This window comes from Variovorax sp. YR752, from assembly GCF_943372545.1.
In genome coordinates this window covers 14,479-30,100 of sequence record NZ_CALRZC010000088.1, presented here as the reverse complement: position 1 = coordinate 30,100, position 15,622 = coordinate 14,479, and the positions used below count along the sequence as shown (strand labels likewise).

Below are 15,622 nucleotides of genomic sequence, written 5' to 3'. Positions count from 1 at the left end.
CGAGCAGGCCCGCCTCGCGCGCGCGGCGGCCGAGCTGGCCGCCGCCGTTCAACTGTGCGAGGCCGGCAGCCACGCGGTCGCATGGCAGCAGTTCGCCGTCATCGCGGCCGCGCGCCCGGGCGACGATGTCTCACGCATCGCCCGCGAGGATTGCGGCATGCGCTGGCTGCGCGAGGCGCGCGTGGTCGGCGACAAGGAAACCTTCTCCGCATTGGTCGGGCCGATCCAGCCCGTGCTGGCGCAGGGCCTCGGCCTGGCACGCGGCGAGCGCCGCGCCGACCTCGGCGCGCATCTCGGCTGGGCCGACTTCCTGCGCAGCCGCGACGGCGTGGCCGCGCCCGACCCGGTGCCGCTGTACAAGGCCGCGCTGGCCGACGACCCCGGCAACGTCTACGCGCACGGGCTGTGGGCACACCACATCGCCTGGACCACCGGGCGCCTGGACGACGAGGTGCGTGGCCATTTCGACACTGCCGCGAAGAGCTCGCGCGAGCGCCCGTGGCTGCGCCGGCTGCAGTTTTCCGTCGCGTTCAACCGCGGCATGCACTACGGCTACGCGCTCGACGTTCTGAACCAGATGCGCGCCGGCGGCGAACAGCCCGACGCGTCGCAGCGCGACGTGGTGTGGCGCCGGCTGATCGACTGGTCGCTGACGGCTCCGGCGGCCGAGCGCGACATCGTGCTCGGCTTCGTCAGCCCGGCCGATGCACTCGCCACCTTCGAATGGCTGTACCCGGCCGAACAGACGGTGCCCGACCGGCAACCGCTGCAGCGCTATGCACACGCGCTGCTGAAGGCCCGCGCCGGGCGGCAGGACGAAGCGCGCAGCGCGCTCGAGCCGCTGGTCAGGGAGTTCGCGGCAGCGAAGGAGAACAGCCGCCTCAGCCGCGCGAGCGAGCAGTTGCTGGCGCAGTTGAAGAAGCCCGGGGCCTGAGGAGCACGGGAGGACGAGCACCATGGGCGCCATCTTCATCAGCTACCGCCGCGAGGACAGCGAAGGCCACGCCGGCCGGCTGTACGAGGATCTGGCCGAACGTTTCGGCAAGGAAGCGGTGTTCTTCGACGTCAGCGCCATCGAGCCGGGGCAGGACTTCCGCCACGCGATCGACGCCAACGTGGCGCGCTGCAGTGTGCTGCTGGCGATGATCGGCCCGCGCTGGCTGGAGGCCGGCACGCCCGCTGCGCGGCGCATCGACGACCCGTCGGACTTCGTGCGGCTGGAGATCGCCTCGGCGCTCAAGCGCAGCATCCCGGTGGTGCCGGTGCTGGTGCAGGGTGCGAAGATGCCCGCTGCCGGGCAACTGCCCGCGGACCTGTCCGACCTCGCCTGGCGCAACGCCGTGGAACTGAGCCATGCGCGCTGGGCTTCGGACGTCGAGGTGCTGGCGAAGTCGCTGGCCAGGCATGTCGGCGCTGGCGGCGGTGCTGCCGCACCGGCCCGCGGCGGCTCGCGACGCACCGCGCTGATCGTCGGCGCGGCTGCGATGGTGGCGGCAGGCGCCGGGTCGGCGGTCTTCCTCGTGCGGCCGGATCCCTCGCCGCCACCGTCGCCAGCACCGGTGCCGGCTGATGCCGGCGAACGCGCCCGCATCGCCGCATTGATCGCGCAGATGAACGACGCGGAGATCACCCAGCGCCGCAGCGCCACGGCCCGGATGCTCGCCGAGCATCGCCAGTCGCCGGTCGCCGTGGGGCTGGCGGTGGATCAGTTGTCGGAGGCGTCGTTCCAGCGCCTGGGCAAGGAAGGCCGGGTGAACGTGCTGACCTTCCTGGTGGAGAGCGACCTGTCGGTCTGGACCGCGGCGCAACGCGGTGAAGCGATGGCAGCGGTGGCGCGCATCCACGGCCGGCTGGCGGCCGGGCAGGGCTCGCTGGGCCCGCAGATCGTCGAACTGCTGCGCCGGCTCGACGCGCGCCTCGAGGGCGGCAGGCCGGCGAGTTGAGGGTCCTCCGGCGGGTCTAGTGGCAGCGCTGCACGGCCGGGGTGGCGAACTCGCGGCCGACCACGGCACGGGCGTAGAGGTAGTTGCCGCGGGCGCGCTCGCTGAGCGCATCCATGTCGACATGGCCCTGCGCGTCGCAGGGGAAGGCCAGCGCGCGGCCCTCGTTGAACAGCGACCGGAATCGCAGTTCGTAGTCGACACTCGACAAGGGCATGGTGACGGTGTTCATGTTGCGATCTCCTGCAACGACTCGGTTCACATGAAGCCAGAGTAGGCCGCCCGGTTCGCGCTCGCCATGGACGACCGCCGCGAGCCGCTGTCCGCCGGCTTCGATGCACTGTGTAGGAAACGCGCTGACACCACATCCCGCTGACGCGGGAGGGAGATCTCCCCAATCCGTGTGGGGAACTGGGGATGCTCGGTGCTCGAAAGGCCTTCAGGCGACCGTGAACACCTTGCCGACGGCCGACGGGTCGTCGACCAGGCGCACCATCAGCGCGGCAATGTCCTCGCGCGGGATGCCGCGCCAGCCCCAGCGCAGGTTCTCGCCGACGTGGATGTGGCCGCTGGCCGGCGCGTGCGACAGCCGCGCCGGGCGCACCACGGTCCAGCGCAGCGCGCTGCCGCGCACCAGCGCCTCCTGGCGCTCCTTGTCGGCCATCACTTCGGGCAGCAGCCACTGCAGCCAGCGGCCGAGGCCGAACACGCCGGCGGCCACCGAATTGCCGACGCCGGCCGCGCCCATCAGCACCATGCGCGAGACACCCTCCTCGCTCATCGCCGCGACGAGGTGGCGCGTGGCCAGCGCAGCCAGCGGCGCGCGTCGCTCGAGCCCATCGCGCTGCATCGCCGACTCCGGCCGGTGGCCGACCAGGCACAGCACCGCATCGTGGCCGGCCAGCACGCCGTGCAGGCTTTGCGGCACCAGCGGGTCGGCATGCACGAGCGTCAGGTCCTCGTGAGACAGCGCCCAGTGGGCCGGCTCGGCGAGGAAGGCGGTGACGCGGTGCCCCGCCGCCAGCGCGTGGCGCACCGCCAGCTGCCCGGTGGCCCCGGCCGCGCCGAACACCGCGATGCGCGGCCGCGCGTCCTGCGGCGGCGGCGGAACCCGCGGGGCAAAGCGGTAGCTCATCGTGGCCATCGGGAAAGCGGGGCAAAGTGGCGAAGCGCGCCACTGTGCCCAAGCCCGCGGGAGCGGCGAATCCCTACCTCGACGCCCAGAGCGTCAGGCCGCGGCCGTTTCGGTACGCCGCGGCCCGTTGCCGTCGTCGAGCTCGTCGCCCACCTCCTCACCGAGGAAACCACCGCTCTGGTGTGCCCACAGCCGGGCGTAGATGCCGTCGCGCGCGAGCAGGCTGCGGTGATCGCCCTCCTCGACGATGCGGCCGCGGTCGAGCACGATCAGCCGGTCCATCGCGGCAATGGTCGACAGCCGGTGTGCGATCGCCACCACGGTCTTGCCCTCCATCAGGCGGTAGAGGCTCGCCTGGATGGCGGCCTCGACCTCGCTGTCGAGCGCGCTGGTGGCCTCGTCGAGCAGCAGGATGGGCGCATCCTTGAGCATCACCCGGGCGATCGCGATGCGCTGGCGCTGCCCTCCGGAGAGCTTCACGCCGCGCTCGCCGACATGCGCGTCGTAGCCACGCCGCTCCTTCGGGTCGGTCAGGCCCAGGATGAACTCGTGCGCCTCGGCGCGCTGCGCGGCGGCGATCATCTGCGCGTCGTTGGCATCGGGGCGGCCGTAGAGGATGTTGTCGCGCACCGAGCGGTGCAGCAGCGAGGTGTCCTGCGTCACCATGCCGACCTGCGCACGCAGCGAGTCCTGCGTGGCCTGAGCGATGTCCTGCCCGTCGATCAGGATGCGGCCACGCTCCAGGTCGTAGAAGCGCAGCAGCAGGTTGACGATGGTCGATTTGCCTGCCCCCGAGCGGCCGACCAGGCCGATCTTCTCGCCCGGGCGGATGTGCAGCGACAGTTGCTCGATCACCCGCGGCGAGCCGGCAGCATCGCGCCCGTAGTGGAAGTCGACGTTCTCGAAACGCACTTCGCCGCGCGGCACGACCAGCGGCTTCGCATCCGGCCGGTCGACCACCAGCCGTGGCCTGGCCAGCGTGTTGATGCCGTCCTGCACCGTGCCGATGTGCTCGAAGAGGGAGGCCATCTCCCACATGATCCAGTGCGAGATGCCGTTCAGGCGCAGCGCCATCGCGCTGGCCGCGGCGAGCGCGCCGATGCCGACCTCGCCCTTCGTCCACAGCCACAGCGCCGTGCCGGCGGTACCGGCCACCAGCAGCATCGACAGCGTGTGGTTGACGATCTCGAAGGCGGTCACCAGTCGCATCTGCTGGTACACCGTGCCCAGGAACTCCTGCATCGCCGAGCGCGCGTAACCCGCCTCGCGCCTGGAGTGCGAGAACAGCTTGACGGTGGCGATGTTGGTGTAGGCGTCGGTGATGCGCCCGGTCATCAGCGAGCGCGCGTCGGCCTGCGCCTGCGCCACCTTGCCCAGCCGCGGCACGAAGTAGACCAGCGCGATCACGTACAGCGCCACCCAGCCGCCGAAGGGCGCCAGCATCCAGGCGTCGAAGCTGCCGACCACCGCCACCATGGTGACGAAGTAGATGACCACGAAGACGAGGATGTCGGTGATCACCATCACCGTGTCGCGCACCGCCAGTGCCGACTGCATCACCTTGGTGGCGATGCGCCCGGCGAACTCGTCCTGGTAGAAGGCCATGCTCTGGCCGAGCATCAGGCGGTGGAAATTCCAGCGCAGCCGCATCGGGAAGTTGCCGGCCAGCGACTGCTGCTTGAGCATCGACTGCAACGCCACCAGCGCGATGCTGGCCACCAGCACGCCGGCCAGCAGCGACAGCGTGCCGCCATGCTCGACCCACAGCCGCGCCGGCTCCACCTTTGCCAGCCAGTCGACCACGCGGCCGAGGAAAGCGAACAACAGCGCCTCGAAGGCGCCGATCAGCGCCGTGGCGATCGTCATCACCGCGATGTAGGGCCGCATGCCCTGCGTGCAGTGCCAGACGAAGGCCAGCAGGCCCTTGGGCGGGTGCGCCGGCTCGGCGTCGGGATAAGGATGGACGAACTGCTCGAAGAAGCGGAACACGCGGGCTCTCCGGGGTCGGGATGGCGCCGGGCAGCAAGCGCGGATGACGGCGCTGCCCACCGAAAACGAAAGCGGCGGGCCGCCCGGTGAGGCGGCCCGCCGCGCGTGGCGGAGCGGCGAGGTTATCGCAACTCTGCCGACACCGTCATGGCAGGAAGTTCAGCCCCTCCGGCAGCGGCGCCACGATCGGCACCTCGAAGAACGGACCGGCGCCGTCCGGGTCGATCACCAGCGTGCCGTGGCTGGCGAAGAACACCGCGATCTGCTGCTGCCCCGCCACCGCATAGGGCACCGTCGCCGCCGCGCCGATGTTGGTCAGGAAGGTGTGCGGGTTCTTCGGCACCGCCGGGTTGGCGGCCACGGCCAGGTCGTTGCGGAAGTAGACGGCGCGGTCGGCCAGATCACCGGCGCGGATGATCGCGGTGCTGGTCGGGTTGGGCACGGTGGTGTCGCCCTTGGCGAACTGCACCAGCACCGGCTTGGCCGCATTCCCCGGCAGCGGGTTCTTGCGGATGCGCGCGGCATAGCTCACCGGGTTGCCCGACTGCTGCACCCACTCGTTGCGGTCGAGCAGTTGCTGGATCGCCATCGCGCCGGCCACGCCATTGATGCGCGGCGGCTCACCGCGCAGCGGCATGTTCTCGTCGAAGGCGATGCCGGTCGGGTTCGGGCTGACGTTGATCAGCGACGGCAGCCGAGAGACCAGCGCGATGCCGGTCAGCGGGCGGAAGGCACCGAGCCGCGCCACCTCGGTGATCGAGCCGCCCGGCACGTTGGGCACGCCGGCCTTCAGCGAGGGCTCCACGCCGAGGAAGATCGTGCCGTAGATGCCGCCGAAGGACTGGCCGGCGTAGTAGATGCGCCCGGCATCGAGGTCGGCGCTGCCGTCGCCGTCCACGTCCATGCCCACCTCGACCTGACGCACCAGCTGCATCAGGTCGACCACCGTCTGGCGCAGGCCGTCGCGGCTGCCGATGATGCCGAGCGGCGCGGCGGCGTTGACACCCTCGGTGCTGTCGATCGCACCGTTGCCGTCCTGGTCGAAGCCACGGCCGCCGGCATTCACCACCACCGGTGCAGCGCCGGTGTTGCGCAGCACGTTGAGCGTGCCCTGCGCACCGCCGCCGTGGCCGACGACGTTGATCGACAGCGTGGCAATGCCCTGCGAGGCGAACACCGAGGCCACCGTCCACGGCGCGCCGTACATGCTGTCGGTGAAGCCATGGCCGAAGATCGCCACCGGCCAGCCACCGGCCGGCTTCGCGCCCGCCGGCACGAAGAGCTGCAGCGTCAGCGTGTTCTCACCCTGCGGCTGCGGCCGGCCGTTCAGCGTGCCGGTGGCGGGGATGTACTTCTGCGCCGTCTGGTAGTCCGGCGAGCGGAATGTTCCGTAGGCCACCTGGGCGACCGCGCCCGGCACGATGCCCAGCGCCGGTGTCGGCAGGAACGACGCAGTGAAGGCCGGCGCTGCGCCGGTCTGGCGCTGGAACTGGATGCCGGCCACCTGCGGGAGCGGGAACACCGAGCGCACCGCGCCCGTGCCGTCGTTGCCGGCGAGGAAGTTCACCGGCGCCGGCGTCGAGGCCTTGATGGCGCGCGAGATCTTCACCAGGTCGGCGCTGATGCTCTGCGTGGTGAACAGCGAGGCAGCCACCACGCGGTCGCGGCCGCGCTCGCCATGGCGCTTCGCGTCGCGCAGGTCGCGGCGGTACTCGTCGTGGCCACGGCTGCGGCCACGCGCGTCGTCGTCATCGTCGCGCGCTGGCTTGATGCGCTTTCCGCGGCTGTCGCGCACGCCGTCGGTGACGATCAGCACATAGCGCGAGTGTTCCTGCAGCAGTTCGTCCGACTCGAAGGCGAGGGTCTTCGTCGCCGGGTCCCACAGCACCTGGTTGATGCCGACCTTCTTGCCGAAGCCGCGCAGCGTCAGCGTGTCGCCGAGGTTGAGCAGGTAGACGGTGCTGCTGTTGACCGTGGCCGGATCGATGTCGCCGGTGAAGGGCACGGTGATGCGTGGCTGCGTCGAGAAGCCGTCGAGCGTGTTGATCACCTCGATGTCGGCGCAGTCGCTCGGCCGCACGGCGCAGTCCGGCTTCGGAAGCGCGACGCGGCGGAAGCTCGCGTTCGACCAGTCGCGAACCGTGTAGCGGTCGCTCGGGAAGATGCCGGCGGCGGGGTCGCCGCCCTCGTTGCGAACGCTCACGCCATACGCCGCAGCGGCCAGCGGAACGAACAGGGTACAGGCCAGCGTCAGCCGGCCCAGGGGTGAACGGGTCATCGCTTGTCTCCTTGGAGCGCGGCGCGGTTGGTGTTGTGTGCGAGAGGCGTCGGCGCTTGCGCACAGCATGCGCCGTGCTTGAGCACAGTCAATCGCGTTTCTCCCGAGGCCTCCCGCACTTGGCTGTCGCGCACGCGACACCGACGCCGGACCACACGATCGCCAACAATGCAGCGCATGACCGATATCGCCTCCTCGTACCGCCGCGGCGTGCCGCTTCCGCAGGCCTACCGCCTGCTCAACCACGGCCCGACGGTGCTGGTCAGCGCCGCCCACGGCGGCCGTCGCAACGTGATGGCCGCCGCCTGGGCGATGCCGCTGGACTTCGACCCGCCCAAGGTCACGGTGGTGATCGACAAGAACACCTTCACGCGAACGCTGATCGAAGCCAGCGGCAGCTTCGCGCTGAGCGTGCCCTGCCGCGTGCTGGCCGATGCGACCTATGCGGCAGGCAGCCTGTCCGGCGCCGAGCGTTCCGACAAGTTCGCTGATTGCGGCCTGGCGCACTTCACTGCGCAGCGCATCGAGGCACCACTGATCGAAGGCTGCGTGGCCTGGCTGGAATGCCGCGTGATCGCCGGGCCGCACGAGCACCACCACCAGCAGGCCTACGACTTGTTCGTCGCGGAGGTGCTCGCGGCGCAGGCCGACGAGCGCGTATTCGCCGACGGCCGCTGGCGCGCCGACTCGCCGCCGGAACTGCGCACGCTGCACCACCAGGGCGGCGGCGCCTTCTTCGTCGCCGGCGAGACGGTGCAGGCGAAGAAGCCTGCGGCCTGATCTCAGTCGACGAAGAAGTCCGGGATGAAGTCCCGGTTGCCCGGCGTGACGCTGTAGCGGTCGAAGTCGGTCACGCCGTGCTGCACCAGCAATGCGTCGTCGATGAAGAAGTTGCCGGTGGTGGTCTTCGCATCGCTGGTGAGGACTAGGTACGCCGCGTCGGACAGGATCTCCGGCGTGCGGCACCTGGCGATGTCGACGCCGGGAATCATCTGCAACGCCGCGGTGGCGATGGCCGTGCGCGGCCACAGGCTGTTGACGCCGATGCCGAACTTGCGGAACTCGCCGGCATGGCCCAGCGTGCACTCGCTCATGCCGTACTTGGCCATCGTGTAGGCCACGTGCGGCGCGAACCAGTGCTCGCGCATCGACAAGGGCGGCGACATGTTGAGCACATGCGGGTTGCGCCCCGCCTGTGCCGACTTGATCAGGTGCGGCAGACAGGCCTGCGTGCACAGGTAGGTGCCGCGCACGTTGACGCCGAACATCAGGTCGAAGCGCTTCATCGGCGTCGCGTCGGTCGGCGTCAGGCTGATCGCGCTGGCGTTGTTGACCAGGATGTCGATGCCGCCGAAGCGCGCCACGGCCTGCTCCACCGAGGCCAGCACGTTGGCCTCGTCGCGGATGTCGGTCTGCAGCGCAAGCGCGTGACCGCCGGCCGCCTCGATCTCGGCGGCCGCCGAGTGAATGGTGCCGGGCAGCTTGGGGTTGCTCTCCGCGGTCTTCGCGGCGATGACGACGTTGGCGCCGTCGCGCGCCGCGCGCAGCGCGATCGCCAGGCCGATGCCGCGCGAGGCACCGGTGATGAAGAGCGTCTTGCCTTTCAGGTTCATGGTCTTGTCTCCAGGGTGATCAGTCGTTCGGCGATGTAGGCGGCCAGCGCTTCGCCGCAGGCGCGGTAGACCGGCTCGCCGGGGTGGAAGCCGTCGTCGGCCATGTGCTCGGGGCCGAGCGAGAGCGGAATCGGCACGTGCGAGACATCGTCGCGCGTGGTGGCCCAGCGCGCCATCGCCTGGTCGTGCCGGCGCGCGTCGTCACCCATCACACGGCGCAAGGGCTGCGGCAGCAAGGGGAATCGGTGCACCGGCGGCAGCGGCGCGAACACGACGTGACGCACACCGGCGGATTCGCGCAGCCAGTCGGCCAGCGCCGCGCGCTGCTGCACCGCGCGATGCGAGGGCACCTGGTCGATCACGTCGTTGACGCCGAGCACCGCCACCGCGATGTCGGCCGGCGTCGGCCGCGTCTGGCGCACGAGTTCGAGCGCCTGCGCGGTGGTGATGCCGCTCTTCGCGAGCAACTGCCAGTGCACACTGCGTTGCGCGGCCTGGGCCAGCGTGCGTGTCAGGTGCCCGGCCAGTGCATCGTGCTGCGTGCGCACGCCGACGCCGGCGGCCGACGAGTCGCCGACGATCAGCAGCGACAGCCGCTCGCCCTCGCCCACCCGGCCTTCGCGGGGCCCGTCGGCCTCCGGCAGAACCGGCGCGCGACGCTTGGTGTTCAGCGCCTGCGCCACCAGCAGCGGCGCCAGGGCCAGCTTGAGCGCGAGCGACATGGCGAGCCCCGCGAGGTTCAGGAGAACTTCGAGAAGTCCGGCTTGCGCTTCTGGAAGAAGGCCTGGAAGGCCTCCATGGCCTCGGGGCTGCGCAGCCGCGCGCTGAACAGTTCGCCTTCGATGGCGATGGTCTTCAGCACCTCGTCGCTGCTGGTGCGGCGCAGCAGCTTCTTGGTCTCGCGCACAGCGCCGGGCGGCAGGCTGTTGAAGCGCTCGGCGATGCGGCGTGCATGGTTGACCACCTCGCCGGCCGGCAGCACCGCGTTGGCGATGCGCGCCTCCACCGCGTCCTCGGGCGAGAACGGGTCGCCGAGCAGCAGCTTCTCCGCCGCCTTGACGTTGCCGAGCAGGCGCGGCACCACCAGGCTGGAGGCGAACTCCGGCACCAGGCCCAGACTCACGAAGGGCATGGCCAGGCGCGCTTCGTCGGACACGTAGACCAGGTCGCAATGCAGCAGCATCGTCGTGCCGATACCGATCGCCGCGCCGGTGACGGCGGCCACCACCGGCTTGTCGATGCCGACCAGTGCGCGCATGAACTGGAACACCGGCGACTCCGCCGCGTTGCTGCCCTGGCCGGGCGGGCGACTCATGAAGTCCTCGATGTCGTTGCCGCTGGTGAAGATGCCCGGCTGGCCGGTGATCAGCACGGCGCGCACCGCCGGGTCGGCCTGCGCGGCGTTCAGCGCGTCGGCCATCGCCTGGTACATCGCCACGGTCAGCGCGTTCTTCTTCTCGGGCCGGGCGATCTCGATGGTGGCCACGCCGTTCAGCGTGGCGGTCTTGATGCTCATGCGGGTGTCTCCTCTTGGGGTTCGTCGGTGAGGTGGTGGCTTCAGGCCGCCATCTCCTGCCAGTGGTTGGCCAGGTGCATCAGGTGGGCGCGTGTGTAGTCGGGCTTGTCCAGCGCACCATAGGCGAAGTGCGGCGCCAGCGCGCCGCTGTGGGCTTCGAAGGCGCGCAGTGCCGCCGTCAGCCGGTCGACCGTCGCATCGAGCGCCTGTCCGGCAGCGATGTCCGGTGCTCCAGGGATCGGTTCGCTGAGTGAATGACTCATGCGCCCGCGCGCCGAGAACACCGCGAAGGCCGCCGGGCCGACGGTGTGGCGGAACCACGCCGCCTTCGGCTGCGGGAAGCCGGTCAGCGAGTACTCGACGCTCTGCGCGGCATGGATCAGCACTTTCGGCAGGTCCCAGGCGCCGGTGGCGCGCGGCGGCTTGTCCTTCAGCGCCTGCAGCGTGGCCAGCGCCGCCGGCAGCGAACCAAAGCCTGCGCCGTCCACCGCAGCCGGGCTGCAGGCCGACAGCAGCAGCGGCGAGGAGACGATCAGCGCCGCGCTGCCGCTGCGCAGCAGCAACTCGCGGCGCGTGGGATCGTGAGGCTCGGTGGGCTGGTTCATGCCGTCGGCTGCGTCGAGGCCTGCAGGCCGTGCAGCAGAGTCTCCGCACGCCGCCACAGCGTCGCCTGGAACTGCTCGCGGAAGAAGCCGAAGTGGCCGATGCGCCTGGCCTGCACGTCGGCCGGCGCGATGCGCTCGATGCGCCGCGGTGCATTCGAATAGCAGTCGATCAGCACGCGGGTGCCGCGCTCGGTCATCAGCTCGTCGTCGGTGATCGACAGCGCGACCACCGGGAAACGCGCCGCCTCGAAGCGCTCGCGCACCGCCGCGCCTTCGGCGCCGACGTGGTAGCGCGGGTGCATGCACCACTTGCGCCACTGCAGCACCACGCCCTTGGGCAGGTCGCCGACCTTGCCGAAACGCTTGCCCGGGAAGTAGCCGAACAGCGCCGTGCCCACCGGCACCAGCACGTGCCAGAAGTACAGCACGATGCGCTTGAGCTGCGGCGCGTTGTCGCGCCAGTAGCCGCTGCCGGCGGCGATCGACAGCAGGCCGGCGAGGCGGTCGCGGTGCTGCAGCAGGCCGGGCAGTTGCGCACCCAGGCTGTGGCCGATCAGGTAGATCGGCAGCGAGCCGCTGCGAGCCGCGAGCGCCTCGATCACCGTGTCGGTGTCGCGCGCCCAGTCGAACAGGTCGGCGCGGAAGCCGCGCAGCGTGCCGCTGGCGGGCCACGAGTCGCCCGAGCCGCGGTAGTCGAAGGTGGCGACCAGGAAGCCCTGCCCGGCCAGCCAGGCGGCGAAAGCGCGGTAGTAGTCCTGGCGCACGCCCATCGCGCCGCCGATCACCACCGCACCGCGGCGTGCGTCGCCTTCGGCCGGCTCGAAGAAGCGGACCGCCAGCGGCGTGCCGTCATCGGCGGCGAGTGTGTGTGCATTCATGACCTGCCCTCCAGAAGGAGCGAAGCCACCCGCAGGTGGCCTCGTGGATCGGAACGATCAGACGCGCTCGATGATGCCTGCCGCGCCCTGCCCCATGCCCACGCACATGGTGACCATGCCGTACTTCAGGTTGTGGCGGTGCAGCGCGTGCACGACGGTCGCCGCGCGGATCGCGCCGGTGGCGCCCAGCGGGTGGCCGAGCGCGATCGCGCCGCCCATCGGGTTGACCTTGGCCGGGTCGAGGCCGACGGTGTTGATCACCGCCAGCGCCTGCGCCGCGAAGGCCTCGTTCAGCTCGATCCAGCCGAGATCGTCGAGCTTCAGCCCGGCGTAGCGCAGCGCGGCCGGGATCGCCTCGATCGGGCCGATGCCCATGATCTCCGGCGGCACGCCGCGCGCCGCGAAGCTGACGAAACGCGCCAGCGGCTTGAGGTCGTACTGCTTGATGGCGCGCTCGCTGGCCAGGATCAGCGCACCGGCGCCGTCGCTGGTCTGCGAGCTGTTGCCGGCGGTGACGCTGCCCTTGGCGGCGAACACCGGGCGCAACTTCGCCAGGCCTTCGAGCGAGGTGTCGGGGCGTGCGCCTTCGTCGAGGTTCACGGTGCGCGTCTTCGTGCTCACCTCGCCCGTCGCCAGGTTCGGGAAGCGGTCGACGATCTCGATCGGCGTCATCTCGGCCGTGAACTCGCCGGCCGCCATCGCGCGCAAAGCCTTCTGGTGCGAGGCCAGCGCGAAGGCGTCCTGCGCCTCGCGCGTCACCTTCCACTGGCTGGCCACCTTCTCGGCGGTCAAGCCCATGCCGTAGGCGATGCCGACGTTCTCGTCGCGGGCGAAGATCTCCGGGTTGAACGAGGGCTTGTTGCCGCCCATCGGCACCATGCTCATCGACTCGGCACCGCCGGCGATCATCACGTCGGCCTCGCCGACGCGGATGCGGTCAGCAGCCATCTGCAGCGCGGTCAGGCCCGAGGCGCAGAAGCGGTTGACGGTCACGCCGCCCACCGTGTTCGGCAGGCCCGCGAGCACCATCGCCACACGCGCCATGTTGATGCCCTGTTCCCCCTCGGGGAACGAGCAGCCGATGATCGCGTCCTCGATCGCCTTCGGGTCCAGCGTCGGCACCTGGCGCAGCGCACTGCGCACCGCGGCGACCAGCAGGTCGTCCGGCCGCGTGTTCTTGAAGTAACCCCGGCCCGACTTGCCGATCGGCGTGCGGGTGGCGGCAACGATGTAGGCGTCTTGCACTTGTTTGCTCATGTGAATCTCCTTGTCGTTGCCGTGATCAGTTGCGCACCGGCTTGCCGGTCTGCAGCATGCCCATGATGCGTTCCTGGCTCTTCGGGTTCTCGAGCAGCGCGCAGAAGTGCTTGCGCTCGAGCGACATCAGGTACTCCTCGGTCACCAGCGAGCCGGCATCCACTTCGCCGCCGCAGACCACGTCGGCGATCAGCGCGCTGATGTGGAAGTCGTGCGCGCTGATGAAGCCGCCGTCGCGCATGTTGGCGAGCTGGCCCTTGACGGTGGCGATGCCGCTGCGGCCGGCCACCGGGAACAGCGACTTCGCCGGCGCGCGGTAGCCGCTGTCGAACATCGCCTTGGCCTGCTGGATCGCCACGTAGAGCAGCTCGTCCTTGTTCGGGACGATCACGTCGCTCCACAGCAGGTAGCCGAGCTTGCGCGACTCGATCGCGCTGGTGCCCACCTTGGCCATCGCCGCATTGGTGAAGCCGTCGGTGACGAACCTGAAAATGTCGGCGTTGGCGTTGCCCGCGGCGGCCATCTCGGCGGCGCGGCGCGCGATGTAGGTCAGGCCGCCGGCACCGGGCACGAGGCCCACGCCGACTTCCACCAGGCCCATGTACGACTCCATCGCCGCGACACGCTTGCTGGAGTACACCGCCAGCTCGCAGCCGCCGCCGAGCGCGATGCCGCGGATGGCGCTGACGACAGGCACCTGGGCGTAGCGAACGCGCAGCATGAAGTCCTGGAACTTCTTCAGTTCCGGCGCGATGCCCTTGGCGCCGCTCTTCATGAACACGGGCATCAGCGCCTCGAGGTTGGCACCGGCGGAGAACACGTCGTCCGGCGACCAGATCACCAGGCCCTTGTAGCCGGCCTCGGCCTTTTCCAGCGCGGTCTGCAGGCCCTCGGCGACGGTCGGGCTGATCAGGTGCAGCTTGGCGGTGATGCTGGCGATCAGCACCTCGCCGTCCAGCGTCCAGACGCGCACTTCCTCGTTCTTGAACACCTCGGTGCCGGCCGCGAGCGGCGCCACGGCGCCGGCGCCGACCACGTTCTCGGGGAAGTGCTGGCGCTCGTAGACAGCGAGAGCCGAGCGCGGGATGTACTTGCCTTGCGCCGCGCTCCACGAGCCTTCGGCAGTGTGCACACCCTCGCGGCCGTCGAACACCCAGGCCGGCAGCGGCGCCTTGGACAGCGCCTTGCCCGCATCGATGTCGGCCTTCACCCACTCGGCCACCTGCTTCCAGCCGGCCTGCTGCCACAGCTCGAACGGACCTTGGCTCGTGCCGAAGCCCCAGCGCATCGCGAAGTCGACGTCGCGCGCGGTCTCCGCGATGTCGGCCAGGTGCACCGCGGCGTAGTGGAAGCTGTCGCGCAGGATCGCCCAGAGGAACTGCGCCTGCGGATTGGTCGATTCACGCAGCAGCTTGAGCCGCTCGGCCGGCGCCTTCTTCAGCATGCGCTCGACGATGGGCTCGGCCTTGCCGCCGGCCGGCACATAGTCCGCCTTGGCCGGGTCGAGCCGCAGGATGTCCTTGCCGACCTTCTTGTAGAAGCCCGCGCCGCTCTTCTGGCCCAGCGCACCCTGCTCGATCAGCTTGGCCAGCACCGGCGGCGTGCCGTAGCTGGGGAAGAACGGGTCGTCGGCCAGGTTGTCCTGCAGCGTCTTGATGACGTGGGCCATGGTGTCCAGGCCCACCACGTCGGCGGTGCGGAAGGTGCCGCTCGACGCCCGGCCGAGCTTCTTGCCGGTCAGGTCGTCGACGACGTCGTAGCTCAGGCCGAAGGTCTCGGCTTCCTTGATGGTCGCCAGCATGCCGGCGATGCCGACGCGGTTGGCGATGAAGTTCGGCGTGTCCTTGGCGCGAACCACACCCTTGCCGACGGCGCTGGTCACGAAGCTCTCGAGCTGGTCGAGGATCTCCGACTTCGTCGTCGGGGTGGGGATCAGCTCGACCAGGTACATGTACCGCGGCGGGTTGAAGAAGTGGATGCCGCAGAAGCGCGGCTTGATCTCTTCCGGCAGCGCCTCGCTGAGCTTGGTGATCGACAGGCCCGAGGTGTTGGAGGCCACGATCGCATGCGGCGCGATGGCCGGCGCGATGCGCTTGTACAGATCGAGCTTCCAGTCCATGCGCTCGGCGATGGCCTCGATGATCAGGTCGCAGTCCTTGAGCTTGTCGAGGTGCTCCTCGTAGTTCGCCTGCTCGATGAAAGCAGCGTCCTCGGGGATGCCCAGCGGCGAGGGCTTGAGCTTCTTCAGCCCATCGATCGCCTTGCTGACGATGCCGTTCTTCGGCCCTTCCTTGGCGGGCAGGTCGAACAGCACCACCGGCACCTTGACGTTGACCAGATGGGCGGCGATCTGCGCCCCCATCACCCCGGCGCCGAGCACGGCCACCTTGCGAACGTTGAATCGATTCATG

At 70.1% G+C, this 15,622-nt stretch carries 14 protein-coding genes; 3 read left to right on the top strand and 11 right to left on the bottom strand.

The genetic code is table 11. The annotated features are described in order from the left end of the window. On the top strand, positions 1-934 hold a 934-nt coding region (locus tag AAG801_RS20570), incomplete at its 5' end, for a hypothetical protein (RefSeq protein ID WP_341890027.1). Positions 935-956: 22 nt separating this feature from the next. After that, the gene (locus tag AAG801_RS20565) at positions 957-1,943 is read left to right on the top strand and encodes a toll/interleukin-1 receptor domain-containing protein (RefSeq protein ID WP_341890026.1); all 987 of its coding nucleotides are present in this window, start codon (positions 957-959) and stop codon (positions 1,941-1,943) included. A gap of 16 nt (positions 1,944-1,959) precedes the next feature. On the opposite strand, the gene AAG801_RS20560 is transcribed toward AAG801_RS20565, so the two are convergent. From AAG801_RS20560 to AAG801_RS20545, 4 genes are all read right to left on the bottom strand, one after another. After that, entirely contained in the window at positions 1,960-2,172 is a 213-nt protein-coding gene (locus AAG801_RS20560; protein ID WP_341890025.1) for a hypothetical protein, read from the bottom strand. Positions 2,173-2,379: 207 nt separating this feature from the next. After that, positions 2,380-3,084: an NAD(P)-binding oxidoreductase gene (locus tag AAG801_RS20555; protein ID WP_341890024.1), complete on the bottom strand. Its 705-nt coding sequence runs from the start codon at positions 3,082-3,084 to the stop codon at positions 2,380-2,382. Between the two features lie 84 nt (positions 3,085-3,168). Beyond that, positions 3,169-5,064, bottom strand: a complete 1,896-nt coding sequence (locus AAG801_RS20550; protein ID WP_341890023.1) for an ABC transporter ATP-binding protein — start codon at positions 5,062-5,064, stop codon at positions 3,169-3,171. Between the two features lie 145 nt (positions 5,065-5,209). Continuing rightward, positions 5,210-7,342 (bottom strand): Ig-like domain-containing protein, encoded by a 2,133-nt coding sequence (locus AAG801_RS20545; protein WP_341890022.1) that lies wholly within the window; start codon positions 7,340-7,342, stop codon positions 5,210-5,212. A 177-nt stretch (positions 7,343-7,519) separates the two neighbouring features. Here AAG801_RS20545 and AAG801_RS20540 point away from each other — a divergent pair, with 177 nt between their 5' ends. Beyond that, positions 7,520-8,122 carry a flavin reductase family protein gene (locus AAG801_RS20540; protein WP_341890021.1) on the top strand — a complete coding sequence of 201 codons (603 nt, stop codon included), beginning with the start codon at positions 7,520-7,522 and terminating at the stop codon, positions 8,120-8,122. 2 nt (positions 8,123-8,124) lie between these two features. Here the strand turns inward: AAG801_RS20540 and AAG801_RS20535 are convergent, their stop codons facing one another. From AAG801_RS20535 to AAG801_RS20505, 7 genes are read right to left on the bottom strand one after another with little or no spacing between them, the layout of a single operon-like run. Next, positions 8,125-8,955 (bottom strand): NAD(P)-dependent oxidoreductase, encoded by an 831-nt coding sequence (locus tag AAG801_RS20535; RefSeq protein ID WP_341890020.1) that lies wholly within the window; start codon positions 8,953-8,955, stop codon positions 8,125-8,127. Further along, entirely contained in the window at positions 8,952-9,677 is a 726-nt protein-coding gene (locus AAG801_RS20530) for an SGNH/GDSL hydrolase family protein (RefSeq protein ID WP_341890019.1), read from the bottom strand. Before AAG801_RS20530 ends, AAG801_RS20535 begins: the two co-directional genes overlap by 4 nt. Before the next feature lie 17 nt (positions 9,678-9,694). Beyond that, complete coding sequence (locus tag AAG801_RS20525; protein ID WP_341890018.1) at positions 9,695-10,471, bottom strand: enoyl-CoA hydratase; 777 nt, start codon at positions 10,469-10,471, stop codon at positions 9,695-9,697. 41 nt (positions 10,472-10,512) lie between these two features. Beyond that, positions 10,513-11,076, bottom strand: a complete 564-nt coding sequence (locus tag AAG801_RS20520) for a DUF1569 domain-containing protein (RefSeq protein WP_341890017.1) — start codon at positions 11,074-11,076, stop codon at positions 10,513-10,515. Then, positions 11,073-11,954, bottom strand: a complete 882-nt coding sequence (locus AAG801_RS20515) for an alpha/beta fold hydrolase (protein ID WP_341890016.1) — start codon at positions 11,952-11,954, stop codon at positions 11,073-11,075. The genes AAG801_RS20520 and AAG801_RS20515 overlap by 4 nt, the downstream gene beginning before the upstream one ends. 57 nt (positions 11,955-12,011) lie before the next feature. Beyond that, positions 12,012-13,211: an acetyl-CoA C-acyltransferase gene (locus AAG801_RS20510; RefSeq protein WP_341890015.1), complete on the bottom strand. Its 1,200-nt coding sequence runs from the start codon at positions 13,209-13,211 to the stop codon at positions 12,012-12,014. Between the two features lie 25 nt (positions 13,212-13,236). Then, entirely contained in the window at positions 13,237-15,621 is a 2,385-nt protein-coding gene (locus tag AAG801_RS20505) for a 3-hydroxyacyl-CoA dehydrogenase/enoyl-CoA hydratase family protein (RefSeq protein ID WP_341890014.1), read from the bottom strand. Position 15,622: the final 1 nt, after the last annotated feature.

Bases quoted from the DNA above. Each gene is read 5' to 3' on its own strand.
- AAG801_RS20510 (WP_341890015.1), bottom strand. From the start codon at position 13,211: ATGAGCAAACAAGTGCAAGACGCCTACATCGTTGCCGCCACCCGCACG.
- AAG801_RS20525 (WP_341890018.1), bottom strand. From the start codon at position 10,471: ATGAGCATCAAGACCGCCACGCTGAACGGCGTGGCCACCATCGAGATC.
- AAG801_RS20545 (WP_341890022.1), bottom strand. From the start codon at position 7,342: ATGACCCGTTCACCCCTGGGCCGGCTGACGCTGGCCTGTACCCTGTTC.
- AAG801_RS20540 (WP_341890021.1), top strand. From the start codon at position 7,520: ATGACCGATATCGCCTCCTCGTACCGCCGCGGCGTGCCGCTTCCGCAG.
- AAG801_RS20520 (WP_341890017.1), bottom strand. From the start codon at position 11,076: ATGAACCAGCCCACCGAGCCTCACGATCCCACGCGCCGCGAGTTGCTG.
- AAG801_RS20530 (WP_341890019.1), bottom strand. From the start codon at position 9,677: ATGTCGCTCGCGCTCAAGCTGGCCCTGGCGCCGCTGCTGGTGGCGCAG.
- AAG801_RS20565 (WP_341890026.1), top strand. From the start codon at position 957: ATGGGCGCCATCTTCATCAGCTACCGCCGCGAGGACAGCGAAGGCCAC.
- AAG801_RS20515 (WP_341890016.1), bottom strand. From the start codon at position 11,954: ATGAATGCACACACACTCGCCGCCGATGACGGCACGCCGCTGGCGGTC.
- AAG801_RS20560 (WP_341890025.1), bottom strand. From the start codon at position 2,172: ATGAACACCGTCACCATGCCCTTGTCGAGTGTCGACTACGAACTGCGA.
- AAG801_RS20505 (WP_341890014.1), bottom strand. From the start codon at position 15,621: ATGAATCGATTCAACGTTCGCAAGGTGGCCGTGCTCGGCGCCGGGGTG.
- AAG801_RS20535 (WP_341890020.1), bottom strand. From the start codon at position 8,955: ATGAACCTGAAAGGCAAGACGCTCTTCATCACCGGTGCCTCGCGCGGC.
- AAG801_RS20555 (WP_341890024.1), bottom strand. From the start codon at position 3,084: ATGGCCACGATGAGCTACCGCTTTGCCCCGCGGGTTCCGCCGCCGCCG.